Source organism: Streptomyces lancefieldiae (genome assembly GCF_031845825.1).
In the GTDB taxonomy this organism is placed as follows: domain Bacteria; phylum Actinomycetota; class Actinomycetes; order Streptomycetales; family Streptomycetaceae; genus Streptomyces; species Streptomyces lancefieldiae.
On sequence record NZ_JAVRFH010000085.1, the window covers coordinates 1 to 15,756 of the forward strand.

Sequence of the window (15,756 nt, forward strand, 5' to 3'; positions counted from 1 at the left end):
CCCCCCCCCCCCCCCCCCCCCCCCCCCCCCCCCCCCCCCCCCCCCCCCCCCCCCCCCCCCCCCCCCCCCCCCCCCCCCCCCCCCCCCCCCCCCCCCCCCCCCCCCCCCCCCCCCGTTTTTAATGCTACGGCGACCACCGAGAACTACACAGTATACTTCGTCGGCAGCGTCAGCTGTGTATAAGAGACAGTCCGGGGCTGCGCCCCGGAGAAGCGAACACCCGCGCTGCGCGCGGGTGTTGCGCTCCCGCTCCGCGTGAGCGCTGGCGGGTGGCTGCGCCACCCACTCACCGGGCAGGCTTCGCCTGCCCGGTGACGGTCCGTCCGCTGCGCTCCCGGACCGGCGGGACTGCGTCCCGCTTCTGGCCTCCGCTCTGCTCCGGCCAGAGGGTCGGCGGGTCCGCTGCGCTCCCCCGCCTCAACGGTCCTTCCGGCTGCGCCTCCAGAACCGTCGGGGCCCGCTGGCGCGGGCCTGGCTGGCTACGAGGGTGGGGGTGCTCGTTCGTGTGGGTTCCAGTGTAGTGGGTGCATCCGGTAGATGCAGCATGTACTGTTGGCGAAAGCACGGAACACCCCCCAACCATCTGGGAACCTCCCCGGAATTCCGAGAGGAACGACCACAGATGACCGGTCACCATGAATCTACCGGATCCGATCCCGCTCTGAGCAGCGATTCTCTGCGCCGGGTGACGCAATACCAGACGGCGGGCGTGAACGCCCCGTTGAGGCTGTTCGCGCTCCTGGATGCGCAGGGAGTGCCCGCGAGCGAGGCGGACGACCTGGTGGCCGCGCTGGAGACCGGGGCGGTCGCCGGGGCGCAGTGCCAGGTGGTGGAGCTGGACGGGATGGCGCCGGCCTCTCGGGGCTCACTGTTCGCGGACGGCTGGGACGAGGGCGTGAGGGCCGTGAGCGAGGCCCTGGTGGGCATCGCGGACCGGGAATGGATGCGGCGCGGCGGCCGGTCGGCCGGGGCCGCTGAACTGGCCGTACACATCGCGGACGTGAGGCAGCGTGAGCGGGCCGCCTTGGTGCGTCTGGAGGCGTACGTCCGGGAGACGGTGCTGCCGAGCACTCATCCGCACACCACGGCGCGGCGTCGGGTGCTGGAGGCGCTGGGCGAGGCCGGCGGCCTCTGCACGGCGCGGACGAGGAATAGCGACGGGGACGTCATCGTCTGACGCTCGATGCCGGGCACTACGACCCGGACGACAAGCCGCCCTTCAAAGACGGGAAGCCGGGCGGCTGGCACAAGGCGGATGCGTCGATCTGGAACGACCTTGGTGCGGCCTGCATTCCGCACGCGGCCATCTGAAAGACCACGGGAATTCAGGCTCAGGGGAGGCATGGAAATGTCCGCGATTCAGCTCAAGGAACACCAGGTAGACCAGCGGTCCGCGTTTAGGAAGTGGGTGGGGTTTCCTGCAAGGTCATCTGTGCCCCCGCAGGGTGCCCGGGGCACGATCGTGTCAGCGACCGGTTCGGGCAAGACGATCACGGCCGCCGCGTGCGCGCTGGAGTCGTTCGCGGACGGCCGGATCCTCGTGACCGTGCCGACCCTGGACCTGCTCGCGCAGACCGCCCAGGCGTGGCGCCTGGTGGGCCACCGGGCCCCGATGGTCGCGGTGTGTTCGCTGGAGAACGACGCGGTTCTCAACTCGCTGGGGGTGCGCACGACCACCAACCCGATTCAGCTTGCCCTGTGGGCCGGGTCCGGGCCGGTCGTCGTGCTCGCCACGTACGCCTCTCTCGTGGACCGCGAGGATCCCGAGGATCCGACGGGTCGGCGGAAGGTTCGCGGGCCGCTGGAGGCCGCGCTGGCGGGCGGAGAGCGCCTGTATGGCCAGCGCATGGCCCCGTTCGACCTCGCGATCGTGGATGAGGCCCACGGAACTGCCGGTGATCTTGGTCGTCCGTGGGCGGCGATCCACGACAACCAGCGGATCCCGGCGGACTTCCGGCTCTACCTGACCGCGACGCCGCGCATCCTCGCCGCTCCCCGGCCGCAGAAGGGCGCGGAGGGCCAGGAGGTGGAGCTCGCGACCATGGCCGATGACCCGGAGGGGACCTACGGCGCGTGGCTCGCCGAGCTTGGCCTGAGCGAGGCGATCGAGCGCGAAATCCTTGCCGGTTTCGAGATCGACGTGCTGGAGATCCGCGATCCCTCGCCGGTCCTCGGGGAGTCGGAAGAGGCGCGGCGCGGCCGGCGCCTGGCGCTGCTGCAGACCGCTCTCCTGGAACACGCCGCCGCGTACAACCTGCGCACGGTCATGACGTTCCACCAGAAGGTGGAGGAAGCCGCCGCGTTCGCGGCCAAGCTGCCGGAGACAGCGGCCGCGCTGTACGTCAACGACGCCACCGACGAGGACCTGGCCGCCGCCGACAAGCTCCCCGCGTCTTCCATCGACGCGGAGTTCTACGAGCTGGAGGCCGGCCGCCACGTCCCGCCGGACCGCGTCTGGTCGGCCTGGCTGTGCGGCGACCACCTCGTCAGCGAGCGGCGCGAGGTCCTGCACCAGTTCGCCAACGGCATCGACGCAGCCGGACGCCGGGTGCACCGCGCCTTCCTCGCCAGCGTTCGCGTCCTCGGGGAGGGCGTGGACATCACCGGCGAGCGGGGAGTCGACTCGATCTGCTTCGCCGACACCCGCGGCTCCCAGGTCGAGCTCGTGCAGAACATCGGACGGGCGCTGAGGCTCAACCGCGACGGCTCCACCAAGGTCGCCAGGATCATCGTGCCGGTGTTCCTGGAGCCCGGCGAGGACCCGACCGACATGGTCGCCAGCGCCTCGTTCCGCCCCCTTGTCGCGGTCCTCCAGGGCCTGCGCTCGCATGACGAACGGCTCGTCGAGCAGCTCGCCTCCCGCGCCCTCACCAGCGGCAAGCGCAAGGTCCACGTCCGGCGCGACGAGGACGGGCGGATCGTCGGGGCCGGCGGCGAGGACCAGGAGGACGACGACACCCAGGCCGCCACCGAAGCCGCCCTGCTCCACTTCTCCAGCCCACGCGACGCCGCGACCATCGCCGCCTTCCTTCGCACCCGGGTCTACCGGCCCGAGTCCCTGGTCTGGCTGGAGGGCTACCAGGCCCTGCTCCGCTGGCGGAAGGAGAACGAGATCACCGGCCTGTACGCCGTGCCCTACGACGTCGAAGTTGAGGTCGGCGTCACCAAGGACTTCCCCCTCGGGCGCTGGGTCCACCAGCAGCGGAAGGCGCTGCGGGCCGGGGAACTGGAGGAACGGCGCAAGACCCTGCTGGACGCACCGGAAGCTGGCATGGTCTGGGAGCCGGGCGAGGAAGCGTGGGAGAACAAGCTCGCCGCGCTCCGGTCCTACCGGCGGGCCACCGGACACCTCGCACCCCGCCAGGACGCCATCTGGGACGACCCCACCGGCACCGGCCGCGTTCCGGTCGGCCAGCACATGGCCAACCTCCGCCGCAAAGGCACAAAGAACGGGCTCGGGAAGAACGAGGACACCGCGACCACCCGGGCCGCACAGCTCGCCGAAATCGACAAGGACTGGAACTGCCCCTGGCCGCTGGACTGGCAACGCCACTACCGCATCCTCGCCGACCTCGTCGACGCCGACGGCATCCTGCCGACCATCGAGCCCGGGGTCACCTTCGACGGCGACGACATCGGACGATGGCTCCAGCAGCAGCGCAAGCCGGGCACCTGGAAGCTGCTGTCGACCGAGCAGCAGGAACGGCTGTCGAAGCTGGGCGTGCAGCCCACTGAGACGCCGTCTCCCGCCCCAGCAGTCGCACGCACGACGAAGAGCCCGACCAAGGCACAGGCAGCATTCCAGCGCGGCCTCGCGGCCCTCACCCAGTGGGTCGAGCGGGAAGGCGCGGACCGGCCCGTACCGAGGGGACACAGCGAACAGATCACGGTCGACGGCGAGACGGAGCCGGTGACCGTGAAACTGGGCGTATGGATCTCCAACACGAAATCCAGGAGGGACCGGCTGGACGCCGACCAGCAGGCCGCCCTCGCGGAGCTGGGCATGGACTGGGCGAAGCCGGTGACAATCCCCCAGACCACCCCAAGCCTCTGACCGCCTTCCTGCGCCATGGCCTCTTGAGGGCCCGGGGCCTGGTGCTGTGTGTGCGCCGGGCGGTCAGGGCCCTCGGTCAGGATCGGGGCGACCAGTAGCGACTACTCCGAGACCTCGGCCTCCCCCGGACGGCGTTGACCCGGACCATTCGGGTGATTGCCGAGATCGAGATCATCCGCAGGAGTGAACGCGGCTGGAACCGGCGCCGGCGGCCGGGTCGGATGAGGGTGCCCGGCGTTCCGCCGGACTTTAACTTTGCCCAGGAAAGGCACGATTCCCATGCGCATGCGTACCAAGCTGATCCTTGCCGGTCTCGGCGTTGCCACCGCCGGCGCCACTGTCGGCGGGATCGCGGTGGCCGCCGACACCACCAGCACCGTCAGGGCCCCCCACGCCCAGGCCGCGGCCTCGGTCGGCCCGAGCGGCGCCGTCGTCCAGAAGACCAACACCATCGCCTCGGTCAGCAAGACCGGCACCGGCGCGTACTGCGTCGTACTGGCCTCGGACGTCGACGCGGCCAGGGCCGTCCCCGCCGCCACTCTGAGTACCGCCGCCGCCTGGGGCAGCGAGGTCCGCGTGTCCCGCAACAGCGGCGCCTGCGCGGCCAACTCGATCCGCGTGACCACCGGCACCAATGGTGCGGCGGCGGACCAGCCGTTCTACCTGGTCATCTCGTAACGGTCAGAGCCTGCACTGTCCCGTCCGGGAGCCCGGACGGGACACGCACCGGACCTCACCGCGAAGCCGCCGTCCGCGCGGGCCAGCAGGACCGGCGGGGAAACGCCGTAGGCGGGCGGCCGAAGGGCGCGGACCGGCCGGTGCCCCGCGGGCACGCCGAGGAGATCACCGTCGACGGCGAGGCGGAGCCGGTGGTCGTCAAGCTGGGCGTATGGATTTCGAACACCAAATCGAGGAGGGACCGGCTGGACGCCGACCAGCTCGCCGCCCTCGCCGAGCTGGGCATGGACTGGGCAAGACCGGTGACCGTCCCGCAGGCCGTCCCGGACAGCCTCTGACCGCCTTCTTGCGCCATGACCTGACCCCGGGCCTCTCAGAAGCCGTATCTCAACCGAACGTGATCCATTGATTTCTGCTGGTCAGGCATGGTTTTGCTTGGGGTGAGGGAGGCATGCGGCGTCTTGTATCCGCTTCATGACCGAGGGGTGCGAGGTGGCGTCGGTGCTGGGAATTCTGGAGGAGCGGGAGGCGGCTGCCCGGGTGCGGGCGGAGGGCCTGCGGGAGGAAGCCGCGCGGTTGGCTGAGGTGTTGGAGGCCGCGGAAATCGAGCTGGACCGGCGGTGATCGCGCGGGAGGAGCTGGTCGAAGCCCTGGCCTTGTCCGCCGCCGAGACGACTGCCGTGACCGAGGCGGAGCAGGAAACGGTGCCCTCGCCGGGGCCGGGGTCGGTGGTGCCGCCCTGGCGGGACGGGCTGCCGGGGACCGTGCTCGCGCCTGACTACCAGCGGATTCTGAGCGTGTTGGAGGAGCGGCGGTCCGCGGGCAAGGGACCGGTGAAGGCCAAGGAGATCGCGGCGGAGCTGGACCTTGGGACGACGCCGGCGAAGGTCGAGGGGGTGCGGTCGAAGGCCCGGCGCCTGGCGGAGCGCGGGTGGCTCCTGCTGGATGCGTCGGGGATGTTCAGTGCCGGTCGGCGGCCCGTGGCCGTCCCAGACACCGGCTCATCCGCGTGACCATCGACCACAGGGTCAGCGCCTCGCTGGTGGCGGGCAGGGTCTCGTAGTTTCGGGCCAGACGGCGGAAGTTCATCAACCAGGCGAACGTGCGCTCTGCCACCCACCGCCTCGGCAGCACCACGAACCCTGTCATGTCGTCGGTGCTCTTGACGATCTCCAACGTCAGGGCGAGTTTGTTCCGGCACCAGCCGACGAGGCCGCCGGTGTAGCCGCCGTCGGCCCACACCAGGACGATGTCGCGGTGCAGGGCATGCAGCCGGGCCAGCAGGCCCACCGCGGCGTCCCGGTCGCCGATGTTCGCGGCGGTGACCGCGACGGCCAGGAGCAGGCCGAGGGTGTCGGTCACGATGTGCCTTTTGCGGCCCGGCACCTTCTTCCCGCCGTCGTAGCCGCGTGAGGCGGCCGGCACCATCGCGGCGGCCCGCACCGACTGCGCGTCGATGATCCCCGCCGTGGGCTCGGCCTCGCGGCCCTCGCGTTCACGGACCTTCCCGCGCAGCCGGTCGTGGAACTCGGCGATCAGCCCGTGCTCACGCCAGCGCCGAAAGAAGGCGTAAACCCGGCCCCAATCGGGAAAGTCCGCAGGCATCGCCCGCCACGAGATCCCGCCCGCGACCAGGTAACGGATCGCATCCAGCAGCTGCCGGTGACAGTAGCCCTCAGGCTGTCCGCCCCGCCCTTGAAGCCAGGCCGGCACCGGCAGCAACGGCCGCACGGCCGCCCACTCCTCGTCCGTCATGTCCGACGGGTAACGGCGCACCCGGTCGGGATGGTCGGCCGCGTTGCCGTACACGTGCGCGAAACAATCACACGATGGGGCAGCCGAGTTGAACTGGACGGGCTCGGACACGTACAACAAGGACACCAGGGCCTCCCGGCACTGCTCGGTCAGATTCGCATCCCCGAGCTACCGAGAGGCCCTGTCTTCCTGCGCGTACAACGGGAAGATCACCCGAGTGGGAAGCCTGTTCGACCCGCACCTCCCATGATCGGTTGAGATACGGCTTCTCAGTCGTGCTGCGGAACGTCCCAACCGCCGCATTCGACTTCCACTCCGCCGTCGACCCGGCACTCCTTCACCTCAAACGGGTCGTAGAAGTCGACGGTCCCACGCTGCTGAGACCACGTCTGGGATACCGATTTTTGGTATCCCGAGGCGGTGAGAGGCCCGTGGGCGCCGCTGAAGCCCCCCCACGCCCAGCGCCAGCGGAAGTAGACGCGACCACTGGCACCGTCCGACTGCGAGTCGGTGATCGTCACCGTCACGTTGGTGGTTTGTTGGCCGCCGCCGTCCTCGCCGAGCCAGATACTGCCGTGCGCCCACGCCCCCACCACATCGGCCTGTGTACCCGTGGCATTCCACGCAGTGGCAGCCTGCGCGGTGCCCGCAGAGGAGAACATCCCCGCTACCGCCAGAGCACCGCTGGTCAAGGCGAGCGCCCACTTGCGCGAAGACCTCCGCTGCTTCCTTATCACGCTGGTTCCCCCTCCTGAAAGACCCGGGCCAGACTGGCCCTGGGCAGTCGACATCGATCGCCGCCGTCGGCATCATTCGATGGGATCCGGCCCCCACTCGACGTGCAGGCCGGCCCCGGTCTAGCTGCCGCGGTCACCACCAGAATGCCGAGTGCGATGGCACTCGGCCTTGTTCATCTGCGCACGGATGTTGGCGATTCGCGCACGCCTTGGATGGCAGATTGGAAGGGGCTTCCACCTTCATCGTGGACACCGGCTGTCATGCAGCGATGGCCAGCGTAGTTGATCTCTGTTCGAAGGCGACCGGTGTGAGGTAGCCGATCGTGGAGTGCCTGCGCCGGTGGTTGTAGAAGCCGAGCCAGCGGAAGACGGCGAGCCGGGCGGCTCGTGCGGTCGGCCAGCCGCGCCGACCGGGCAGGATCTCCCGCTTGAGCGAGGCGAAGAACGACTCCGCGGCGGCGTTGTCCGCCGAGGTGCCGACCGCTCCCATGGACCGGAGGATCCCGGCTCGGTAACAGGCGTCGGCGAATGCCTTCGACCCGTACTGGGCGAGTTCAACCGGTCGTTGCAACACCGGGCTGCAGTAGTGAGCGTAGCTGCTCCTCGAAGACCTCGGCCGGGGTCTTCCAGCCGAGGATCTTGCGGGGTCGGTTATTGATCGCCAGGGCGACGGCTTCGAGGTCCTTGGCGGACCACCGGGACAGGTCGGTGCCCTTCGGGAAGTACTGACGCAGCAGCCCGTTCGTGTTCTCGTTCGTAGGTCGCTGCCAGGGCGAGTGCGGATCGGCGAAGAACACCTTCGTCCCGGTCTCGAGCGCGAACTGGGCATGCCCGGAGAGTTCCTTCCCGCGGTCCCAGGTCAGTGTCTTGCGCAGCTGCTCGGGTAGCTTCGTCATCGACACCGTCAGGGCAGTGTTCATCGCGACGGCGCCGTAACCGCCCAACGCCGGGCCGTTCTTCACGGGCGGCACCTCGCCCCAGCCCTCCATCCTCGGCAGATGCACCAGGAGGGTGGATCGGCTGCTGCGCTCGACGAGCGTGCCGATCGCGGACCGGCCCGTCCCGATGATCAGATCGCCTTCCCAATGCCCCGGGACCGCGCGGTCTGCGGCCTCTGCAGGACGTTCACTGAGGACGACATCCGCGGTGACATGCCCTTGCGGCTTGTTCCGTGACCTTGACCGAGGCTCTCGAAGCGCCCGCCCGGTGCGCAGGCAGGCGACCAGCTCACGCCTGAGCGCACCACGGCCCTCGATGAACAACGACTGGTAGATCGCCTCGTGGCTGATGCGCATGGACTCATCCTCGGGGAAGTCGGCCTTCAACCGGTGCGAGATCTGTTCCGGGCTCCATGCTGTCGCCCACCGCCTGTCTTGCCGGTGCGGCTTGTTCAGCCCTTTCCATGGAGGCGTCTGCGGTCCTGCGGCAACCGTCCCGTCAGGCCGGTGAACGTTCCCCGACAACCTCTGCTGAACGTACTCACGCAACCGGTCGTTGCCCAGGAGCTTCGCGCTCTTCGGGCGCTTGGCCGCCTGCTGAGCCTTCCACTGGGCGACTGTCGCGCGGTACTCCTGCTTGCCGCTGCGTGTGGCGGCGTTGCGGCGCAGTTCGCGAGAGATTGTCCCGGGGTCACGCCCCAGGGCCCGGGCGATCTCGCGCACGCCCTTGCTCATCGCCCTGAGGATCGCGATCTCCTCGCGTTCCTCGAACGTCAGGTACCGGCCCGAGGGCTCGGCCAACGAGATCGGAGGCATGCCGCCAGCGTGTCGAAACCACCTCGCACCCACCGGCCACGACACGCCGACCGCCAGCGACGCCTCGGCCGTCGTGACCCCCGTGGCGATCAGTCGCCAGAACTGGCGCTGCACGACCCGAGACGGATCAGGCCGCCCCGGCGAGCGCATCGCCGGCCGCAACGCACGGTCAGCGCGCCACTGCCGACGCCGCCCCTCCGGAATATCACTGGTCTTCAAACTCCAGTCCGCCGTGGCCACGTCGCACACCTCCGAGATCAGGGTGTTGCGACGACCAGTTGAATCCACCCTGAGCCCCGTGATCGCTGTGAAAAATGACGCCGCCCACCTGCCCGCCGCGGGTTCGGATGGCCGCGTTGAGCGCGTCAGTGACGAGTTCGGCCCGCATGTGATCGGCCATCGACCAGCCCAGCAGGCGGCGGGAGAACACGTCGATGACGGTGGCCGGATACAGGAACCTCCCGTCGGCGATGGGCAGGTAGGTGATGTCGCCGACCCAGGCCCGGTCGGGGGCGGGTGCGGTGAAGTTGCGCCGCAGCAGGTCGGGCACCGCCTGGGCGGCGGGGTCCGGGATCGTAGTGCGGTGTCGCCGTCGCAACATCCGTTGCTGAATGCCGTGTTGGCGCATGAGCCGCTCGATACGCTTGCGGTTCACCATCACACCGCCTGCGCGGAGTTCGGCGGTGATCCGCTTGGCTCCGTACGTCTTCCCGGACTCGGTGTGGACCGTGCGTATTCGTCGGGTGAGTGCGGCGTCCGCGGCCTTCTTCGCGGCTCGGTCCGGGGCGGTCTTCAGCCACCGGTAGAACCCGGACCTCGACAGGTTCAGCACGGTGCACAGCCGCTTCACGCCGAAGGCGCCGCGGTGGTCGGCAACGAACTCGAAGCGGCTCACCAGTTCGTCTCGCCCGCAAAATACTTGGCCGCCCGGCGCAGGATGTCGCGTTCCATCTCCAGCTCGCGGACCTGCTTGCGCAAGGCCGCGATCTCCGCGTCCTTCGTGGACTGCGCGACCGCCTCGGGCCGCTCGGCATGCTCCGCGGTCTTGATCCACTGCCGCAGCGTCTCGTGGTTCACGCCCAGCTCAGCGGCGACGCGCGAGACGGGCCGGCCCGATGAACGGGCCAGTGCCACCGCGTCGGATCGGAACTCCGCCGAGTACTTATAGGTCCCCACCTGGGACTCCTCTCCCTGGACTCAAGATCCAGTGTCGAGGTGTCCACGATCAAGGTGGAAGGCCCAGGGGCACCTCCAGGTCCCCAGGAAGTGGGTTGAACGGATCATCGGCGAGGACCAGGAGGAACGGGAGCACAAGCTGGGTGCCTGGATCGGGAACCAGCGCTCCCGGGCTGCGACGCTGACGCCGGAGCGGATGGAGCTGCTGTCCGCAATCGGGATGCGGTGGTCGTGACCAAGTACCGGGCAGCGGGGCCGGACAGGGTGTTCTTGTCCGGCCCCGCTGCGGTTTGTCAGTCGCTGGCTTCCTCTTCCGTGGGCGCGTCTTCAGGCGTCCCGTCACCGGGTTCGATTGGGGTTGTGGGGACGAGCCTGTCTGTGTCGGACAGTTCCAGTGGCCGGTGAATGCCGTCGATCGGAGGCGAGTCGTTGTCGGTGACGATGATCTGCAGGCGGTCGACGTGTTCGGTGGCGGTGCGCAGGAGGCTGGCGTACATCTTGCGCAGGCGTTCAAGGTCGACGCCTTCGTGGCCGACGTTGCTGCTGATGCCGTCGATGATCAGAAGGTTGGGCAGGGGGATGTCGGGGTCGTTGAGCGCTACGTGTTGGTGTGCGAGGACGTGGGCGACGTTCACCAGTACCTCAACGCCTTGTGACTGCAGGTCGGCGAAGGGACGGCCGTCCACGACGGGCATGTAGGTCTTCCTGTTGATGTAGGAACCCGGCTCGTCGTCGAAGCGCGGAGCGTCGAAGCTGCGGAGGGCGGCTTCGAAAGCGTCGTCGAGTTTCTGCAGGCGTTCGCTGACGGCCTTGTTGCTGTGGCGGGTGGCGTCAATTCTGCTGTTGAGGTCCTCTTGTTCGCGTTCCAGTTCCGCGACGCGTTCGGCCTGCCCTGCCAGCCGGTCGTGGAGGGCCAAACTGTCGTCCAGGCGTGCGAGGCGCTCCTCGAGCTGCGCTTGCCTGGCCGCGATGCTTCGGATGCGGTCTGCCTGGTCGGTGATGTAGGTGGAGGTCGCTCGGTCCAGTTGTGCACCGAGTTCTGTCCGGTGCCGGGTCTGGTCAGTCACGGCTGCCTGGAGCTTTGCGAGGCGGTGGGTGCTCCGGTCGATGAGCTCTTCGGTCTCGGTTACCTGCTCGATGACCCGGTCTTGTTCCGCGGCGAGGGAGGATGGTGCCGGCAGGTTGGGTGGGGTCTGCAGGCACAGGCGGCAGCTGTTTTCATCGCCCCTGTCTGATACGCCGGCTCCGCAGCGGGGGCAGGTGTGGAACTCGAAGTCGTTGAGGAGCCGCTCGGCGACCAAGGCACGGGTGAGCCGGCGGCTCTGGGCAACAAGTTGTCCGTGCAGTTCGCGGAGATGGTTGACGGAAACGGCTTCTGCCTCGGCTGCGGTGGCGGCCCGGGCGATCTCTGCTTCCGTCTCGGCGATCCGTCGGCGGAGTTTTGTGGTGGTCGGCTCGTTGGGAATGCTGCCCGCGAGGCGGACGTCGGCCTGGCGGGCTTGGGTGAGCTCCTGCTCGGTCGCTAGGCGCTCGACTTCTAGCTGAGCGCGGGAGGCGAAGGCGGTGCTCTGGAGGATCCGTTCCAGGGTGCTCGCATCTGCGGTGAGAGCTGCCAGCTCTGTGGTGACCTCACGTAGACGGTCCCGTAGTCCGGCCGCCTCGGGATCGTAGAGGCCGTAGAGGATCTCGAAGACGTACTTGCGCTTGATGTTCTTGGAGTAGTTGTCCGGGGTTCCGAAGACGGAGGAGTCGATCTCCTTCTGCCTCAGGACGCAGTACATGAGGTAATCGCTGATGGTGACGGGAACCAGAGGGCTCCGGTCGTCATTGGGAGCCCGCGGGACGCTCAGGCGAGGCAGCTCGAGCACGTCACGCCACCAGTCACGGAAGGTTGCGTCGTACCCGGCCCGGAGCTGGCTGGCGGGCAACCGCCAGACTTCACCACGGCCGTCGACTTCGGCGATCTCCACCATGGCGTTCGCGGTGGTGACCAGGGGGCGGACGATGCGGAACCTGCGGTCCCCGACCAGCACGGTGCCGGCGATGGTCCGTCCTCGGAGTTCGGGAACGACGCTCACGTCCGCGCCCAGGAGGGCTCGGAGGCAGCTGACGGTGGCGGTCTTGCCGCCGCTCATAGAACCGACGATCGCGTTCATGCCGGGTTCGAAGCGGATCGTGCGGCTGGTGCCGACCAGGGTGATCTCTTCGATACGCAGTCTCATAGGTGGGTCCCCCAGTCCGCCTCGACGATGTCGGGGAACGTCTCGTAGATCAGATTCTTCAAGGTGACGCCGGACAGATTGAAGTGCCGGCGCAGTAGCACGGCCCGGTCGCGTACCGGGCGCCAGCTCTCGCTTTCGGCGAGAGCCTGCGCCACGTGATGCCCGGCGGGGGTTGTGCAGTAGGTCGCGATGGCGTCCTCGTGTTTGGGCTCGATGAGTCCTTTACCGGTGAGGGCGCCGAGCAGCGCATAGTAGGCGGGATCCCATGGCCCGTACCTGTAACGGATCATGCTCTGCTCGATCGTTCCGGTCAGCCACGGGTTGTCGCCTACGTCGACGTTGGGCCGTCGAACAGCCATGAGCGTGTTGAAGCGGTCCGGGTAGCGCAACAGGAAGTCGAGCTTGGCCAGCTTCATACGCCCTTCGATGCCCTTGCTCGCCTTGGTTTCGGAGAAGACATCGATGAGGAGCAGCAGGCGAGCTTGGGCGTCGGCCGAGGGCGGCCTTGTGGACGGCACAGCGGCGGTAGGTGCGGTAACACTAGGAGGCATCTCGGTCGCTCCCCCAGTCGAACTTGCATTCGTCCGAGATCGCGCATGCCCTGCCCATCAGGAGTACGCCGTCCTGGGCGTAGAGAGGATGGCGGTCGTACGTGCCGGGGCTGGCATCGAGGAGGCGTTGGAGCTCGTCAAAGATGGCGTCCGCAGGATGGGGCTGTCCTCTGTGGGCGCGGCCGGTGCGGCGGGCCAGCAAGAGCAGACGCTGGTCGAGGTCGGTCTCGATGGCTTGGTCGCCTGGCCAAGCTCCCAGAGCCTGCTCCCTGAAGCGATGTCGCTCGGCTTGGGCGCGAAGCATCTGCGCATCCTCGATGACCTCCGTGGAGGCTGCGCCCGCGCGGAGCTTGCGAACAAGCGCGGTCTCTGGACCATGCAGTTGCTGGGACAGGTCTTCCAGCAGAACGTGGTCGGGACGGGTCAGGCGCTGCCGTACGTCGGCAACCGCCGCCGCGGTGAGGCGTTTGTTCAGCACGGCCGGCGGCGGATTGTCGAGAACCAAGAGCTCCGTCCACCGGGCTACGGGAAGACCTTGGGTGGCATCGCGGGTACGCCGAAGCAACTCGTCGTAGAGAGCGTCGATCATCGCCATGGGGAGCCCTGAGCCGAGGTCGGCCAGAACTCGAGTGTTGCGCAGATCGACTTCGCCGCGTCGTGGCAGCGGCCTGATACGCACCAGGGGAAGGAAATCAGCGAGTGCGTCCTCTTGGACTTTCAGGTGCGTCGCGACCCGTTTGCGGCAGGCTGCGTTGCCCCCGCCTTGCCCCTTGGACAGGGCCACGACTGCATCGTCGGCTGGGTCGAGATGGCCCTCGAGGCCGGCGGTCAGCTGATAGGTCAGTCCAGTGCCCACCACGGTTCCGTGCGTGCGCCACAAGCTCTTGAGAGGGCCACTCTTGAGCACGTCCGTGAGCGTCCAGGGCTCGACGGCATCCCTCGTTTTGATCTGCTGGAAATCCCAGAACACATCGTCAGGACATCGAGGGTCGCCTTTGCGGGCGACGGTTACGTCCTCGATGTGCTCACAGGTCACGTGGGTGACTGTGCCGCCCGCGAGCATCTCCAGCACTGCTTGCACGGAGATGTGTATCTGATATTCGAACCGCCGTACCGTGACCGACCCCGAGTCATCCAGTGCTTCAGTCTCAATTGGATCGCCCATCGGCCCCCCCATCTCGTTACTCCCCAAGCACGCAGCGTAAGGGGTCTGTGATCACTAGTCGACAGCCGGGGAGATCCGGTCCGCTGTGCACAGAAGAGCCTGAGGCACGAAAGCCCGCCGCCAGCTCCTTCGCTGCACCGACCACTTCACTGCTCACACGCGTGGTAAGTGCGGCCCGATCCCCTATCAGCCTCACCTATCAGCAGGCCCATTCACCTGGAAAAACAGGGAGTGGACCTATCAGGGTCACGGCCGGACTCACCATGGTGACTTGCACTCGCCAGCCGCACGCCGTCCGGCTCGTGCAGGCGGCCCGTACGGACAGGCGGAGCGGGAAGGGAGGGGCGGCCCGGTGGTACTGCTCCCAGAACGCGCTGGACACCGGGCCTCGCCCGCGCACGCCATATCGGCGCGGGCTGTGCCCGACCCTACCCGGGCGCGGCGGGGCCGGGACCAAGAGGGCGGCGGTGTGCGGTGCTCACCCCGCACACCTCCCCTGCCCTGCCAGAGCGTCGGAGCTCTCCGGCGACCGGGGAACCGCCCTGCGCCGCCGTCTCCCCCGCGCGAGGCGGGCGGGGCCGGCCATGGGCCTGGTGGGCGAGGAGTGTCCCAGTCGGCGGGCGGGGCGGTGGAGTGACCCAAGTGATGACCCTTGCAGGTCACAGCGGTGCGGGCGGCGGCTTGGTAAGGCCGGTGGTAAGCGTGGTGGTAAGTGGAGGTCGGTGTGGTGAGTGCCGTCGGCGGTACTCACCACACCGACCGGTCAGGGGACGGAGAGCCCGTCGCCACCAGGGCGCCGTCACCGTCCCGCAGGGCATTACGGAGGGTCGGCTCCGGTGAGGGGTGGAGCGGCCGGCCTTCGAGGTAGAGGGCCCGCCTGGCTGGCTCAGAACCCTGTGGCACGCGCTGCCACGGCCCTGGGAGTAGCCGCCACGGCCGGGCAGGACGTCCTGCCCGGCCGTGCTCTCCGTCCGGACGTCAGCCGCGGAAGCGGGAGAGCCAGGCACCGCCGGCCTTCTGCTCGGGCACGGCCTGGTCGTGCTCCTGGTGCTCGGGCCCGGCCTGCGCAGCTTCCCGTTCGGCGGTGACGGCACGCTGCTTGCAGTCGTCGCACAGGTGCGGGTGGGTCTCGCGCGGGGCGCTCCACCCGGCGGGCTCGATGGCCTTCCACCGTTCGTCGGTGAACCGGGTGCCGCAGTCGGCGCACACCGGACGGCTGGCCTCCCGCTCGGCCTTGTGCTGTGCGGCGATGCGGCGCAGCTCCTCCTGGTGCTCCCGGTGGCGGGCGGCGTACTCGGTTTGCTGGCGGGCGTCGTGGGCTTCGCGGCGCGGGTTGCCGATCGCCTCGAGGAGGGTCTGGTGGTGCGGTCGGCCGAAGCGCCGGAAGACCGCTCCGGCCGGGCCGTGCTCCTTCAGCTGCTTCATGCCGGTGACGACGATGGGCAGCTTGCCGTCGTACATGTGGAAGCCGCCCTCGTACCAGGTGCCCTTCCAGTGCCGCTCGGTCAGCTCGGCCAGTTGCGCGATGACGGTGCCCGGGTTGCGCGGGCCGATCCGGTTGAAGACGAGCAGCAGCGGGGGGTGCGGCTGGTCGCTGTGGCGGCCGTCGGGCACCCACCAGCGGGTGCGCCACATCGGCCGCTCCTTGCCGTCGACGTCCTTCA

16 protein-coding genes and 1 pseudogene are annotated in these 15,756 nt (G+C 68.7%); 7 read left to right on the forward strand and 10 right to left on the reverse strand.

What is annotated here, in order from left to right; translation table 11 throughout:
* Positions 1-685: 685 nt before the first annotated feature.
* From RM812_RS38220 to RM812_RS38245, 6 genes are all read left to right on the forward strand, one after another.
* Positions 686-1,177, forward strand: coding sequence for a hypothetical protein (locus RM812_RS38220; RefSeq protein ID WP_311584861.1), 492 nt, complete (start codon positions 686-688; stop codon positions 1,175-1,177).
* Positions 1,178-1,348: 171 nt separating this feature from the next.
* Complete coding sequence (locus tag RM812_RS38225) at positions 1,349-4,054, forward strand: DEAD/DEAH box helicase (RefSeq protein WP_311584863.1); 2,706 nt, start codon at positions 1,349-1,351, stop codon at positions 4,052-4,054.
* A gap of 279 nt (positions 4,055-4,333) precedes the next feature.
* A complete protein-coding gene (locus RM812_RS38230; protein WP_311584900.1) occupies positions 4,334-4,732 on the forward strand; it encodes a hypothetical protein in 399 nt (132 codons plus the stop codon).
* Positions 4,733-4,872: 140 nt separating this feature from the next.
* The gene (locus RM812_RS38235) at positions 4,873-5,070 is read left to right on the forward strand and encodes a helicase associated domain-containing protein (protein WP_394816579.1); all 198 of its coding nucleotides are present in this window, start codon (positions 4,873-4,875) and stop codon (positions 5,068-5,070) included.
* 136 nt (positions 5,071-5,206) lie between these two features.
* Positions 5,207-5,356: a hypothetical protein gene (locus tag RM812_RS38240; RefSeq protein ID WP_311584866.1), complete on the forward strand. Its 150-nt coding sequence runs from the start codon at positions 5,207-5,209 to the stop codon at positions 5,354-5,356.
* On the forward strand, positions 5,353-5,745 hold the full coding sequence (locus tag RM812_RS38245; RefSeq protein WP_311584869.1) for a hypothetical protein: 393 nt from the start codon (positions 5,353-5,355) through the stop codon (positions 5,743-5,745). The genes RM812_RS38240 and RM812_RS38245 overlap by 4 nt, the downstream gene beginning before the upstream one ends.
* Here the strand turns inward: RM812_RS38245 and RM812_RS38250 are convergent.
* The 6 genes and pseudogenes from RM812_RS38250 to RM812_RS38275 form a co-directional block, all read right to left on the reverse strand.
* Complete coding sequence (locus tag RM812_RS38250) at positions 5,693-6,613, reverse strand: IS5 family transposase (RefSeq protein WP_311584872.1); 921 nt, start codon at positions 6,611-6,613, stop codon at positions 5,693-5,695. The genes RM812_RS38245 and RM812_RS38250 overlap by 53 nt on opposite strands.
* A gap of 143 nt (positions 6,614-6,756) precedes the next feature.
* Positions 6,757-7,224 carry a hypothetical protein gene (locus tag RM812_RS38255; protein ID WP_311584875.1) on the reverse strand — a complete coding sequence of 156 codons (468 nt, stop codon included), beginning with the start codon at positions 7,222-7,224 and terminating at the stop codon, positions 6,757-6,759.
* A 259-nt stretch (positions 7,225-7,483) separates the two neighbouring features.
* Positions 7,484-7,774 (reverse strand): annotated as a pseudogene (locus tag RM812_RS38260) (integrase core domain-containing protein); the annotation flags it as partial.
* A 4-nt stretch (positions 7,775-7,778) separates the two neighbouring features.
* Entirely contained in the window at positions 7,779-9,197 is a 1,419-nt protein-coding gene (locus RM812_RS38265; protein ID WP_449657860.1) for an IS30 family transposase, read from the reverse strand.
* Positions 9,184-9,873 carry an IS3 family transposase gene (locus tag RM812_RS38270; protein WP_311584878.1) on the reverse strand — a complete coding sequence of 230 codons (690 nt, stop codon included), beginning with the start codon at positions 9,871-9,873 and terminating at the stop codon, positions 9,184-9,186. Before RM812_RS38270 ends, RM812_RS38265 begins: the two co-directional genes overlap by 14 nt.
* On the reverse strand, positions 9,870-10,154 hold the full coding sequence (locus tag RM812_RS38275) for a transposase (RefSeq protein ID WP_311584881.1): 285 nt from the start codon (positions 10,152-10,154) through the stop codon (positions 9,870-9,872). The genes RM812_RS38270 and RM812_RS38275 overlap by 4 nt, the downstream gene beginning before the upstream one ends.
* Positions 10,155-10,185: 31 nt before the next feature.
* Between RM812_RS38275 and RM812_RS38280 the strand changes: the two genes are divergently transcribed.
* Positions 10,186-10,389 (forward strand): helicase associated domain-containing protein, encoded by a 204-nt coding sequence (locus RM812_RS38280; protein ID WP_394816580.1) that lies wholly within the window; start codon positions 10,186-10,188, stop codon positions 10,387-10,389.
* A 58-nt stretch (positions 10,390-10,447) separates the two neighbouring features.
* On the opposite strand, the gene RM812_RS38285 is transcribed toward RM812_RS38280, so the two are convergent.
* The 4 genes from RM812_RS38285 to RM812_RS38300 all read right to left on the reverse strand — a co-directional run.
* Positions 10,448-12,376 carry a hypothetical protein gene (locus tag RM812_RS38285; protein WP_311584884.1) on the reverse strand — a complete coding sequence of 643 codons (1,929 nt, stop codon included), beginning with the start codon at positions 12,374-12,376 and terminating at the stop codon, positions 10,448-10,450.
* Positions 12,373-12,894 carry a hypothetical protein gene (locus RM812_RS38290; protein WP_311584887.1) on the reverse strand — a complete coding sequence of 174 codons (522 nt, stop codon included), beginning with the start codon at positions 12,892-12,894 and terminating at the stop codon, positions 12,373-12,375. The genes RM812_RS38285 and RM812_RS38290 overlap by 4 nt, the downstream gene beginning before the upstream one ends.
* Positions 12,895-12,916: 22 nt before the next feature.
* Positions 12,917-14,119 carry a dsDNA nuclease domain-containing protein gene (locus RM812_RS38295; RefSeq protein WP_311584890.1) on the reverse strand — a complete coding sequence of 401 codons (1,203 nt, stop codon included), beginning with the start codon at positions 14,117-14,119 and terminating at the stop codon, positions 12,917-12,919.
* Between the two features lie 951 nt (positions 14,120-15,070).
* A partial coding sequence (locus RM812_RS38300) for a hypothetical protein (RefSeq protein ID WP_311584893.1) occupies positions 15,071-15,756 on the reverse strand: 686 nt, incomplete at its 5' end.

Excerpts from the sequence above, each read along its gene's own strand:
- RM812_RS38225 (WP_311584863.1), top strand. The coding sequence starts at position 1,349 with ATGTCCGCGATTCAGCTCAAGGAACACCAGGTAGACCAGCGGTCCGCG.
- RM812_RS38230 (WP_311584900.1), top strand. The coding sequence starts at position 4,334 with ATGCGCATGCGTACCAAGCTGATCCTTGCCGGTCTCGGCGTTGCCACC.
- RM812_RS38240 (WP_311584866.1), top strand. The coding sequence starts at position 5,207 with ATGACCGAGGGGTGCGAGGTGGCGTCGGTGCTGGGAATTCTGGAGGAG.
- RM812_RS38285 (WP_311584884.1), bottom strand. The coding sequence starts at position 12,376 with ATGAGACTGCGTATCGAAGAGATCACCCTGGTCGGCACCAGCCGCACG.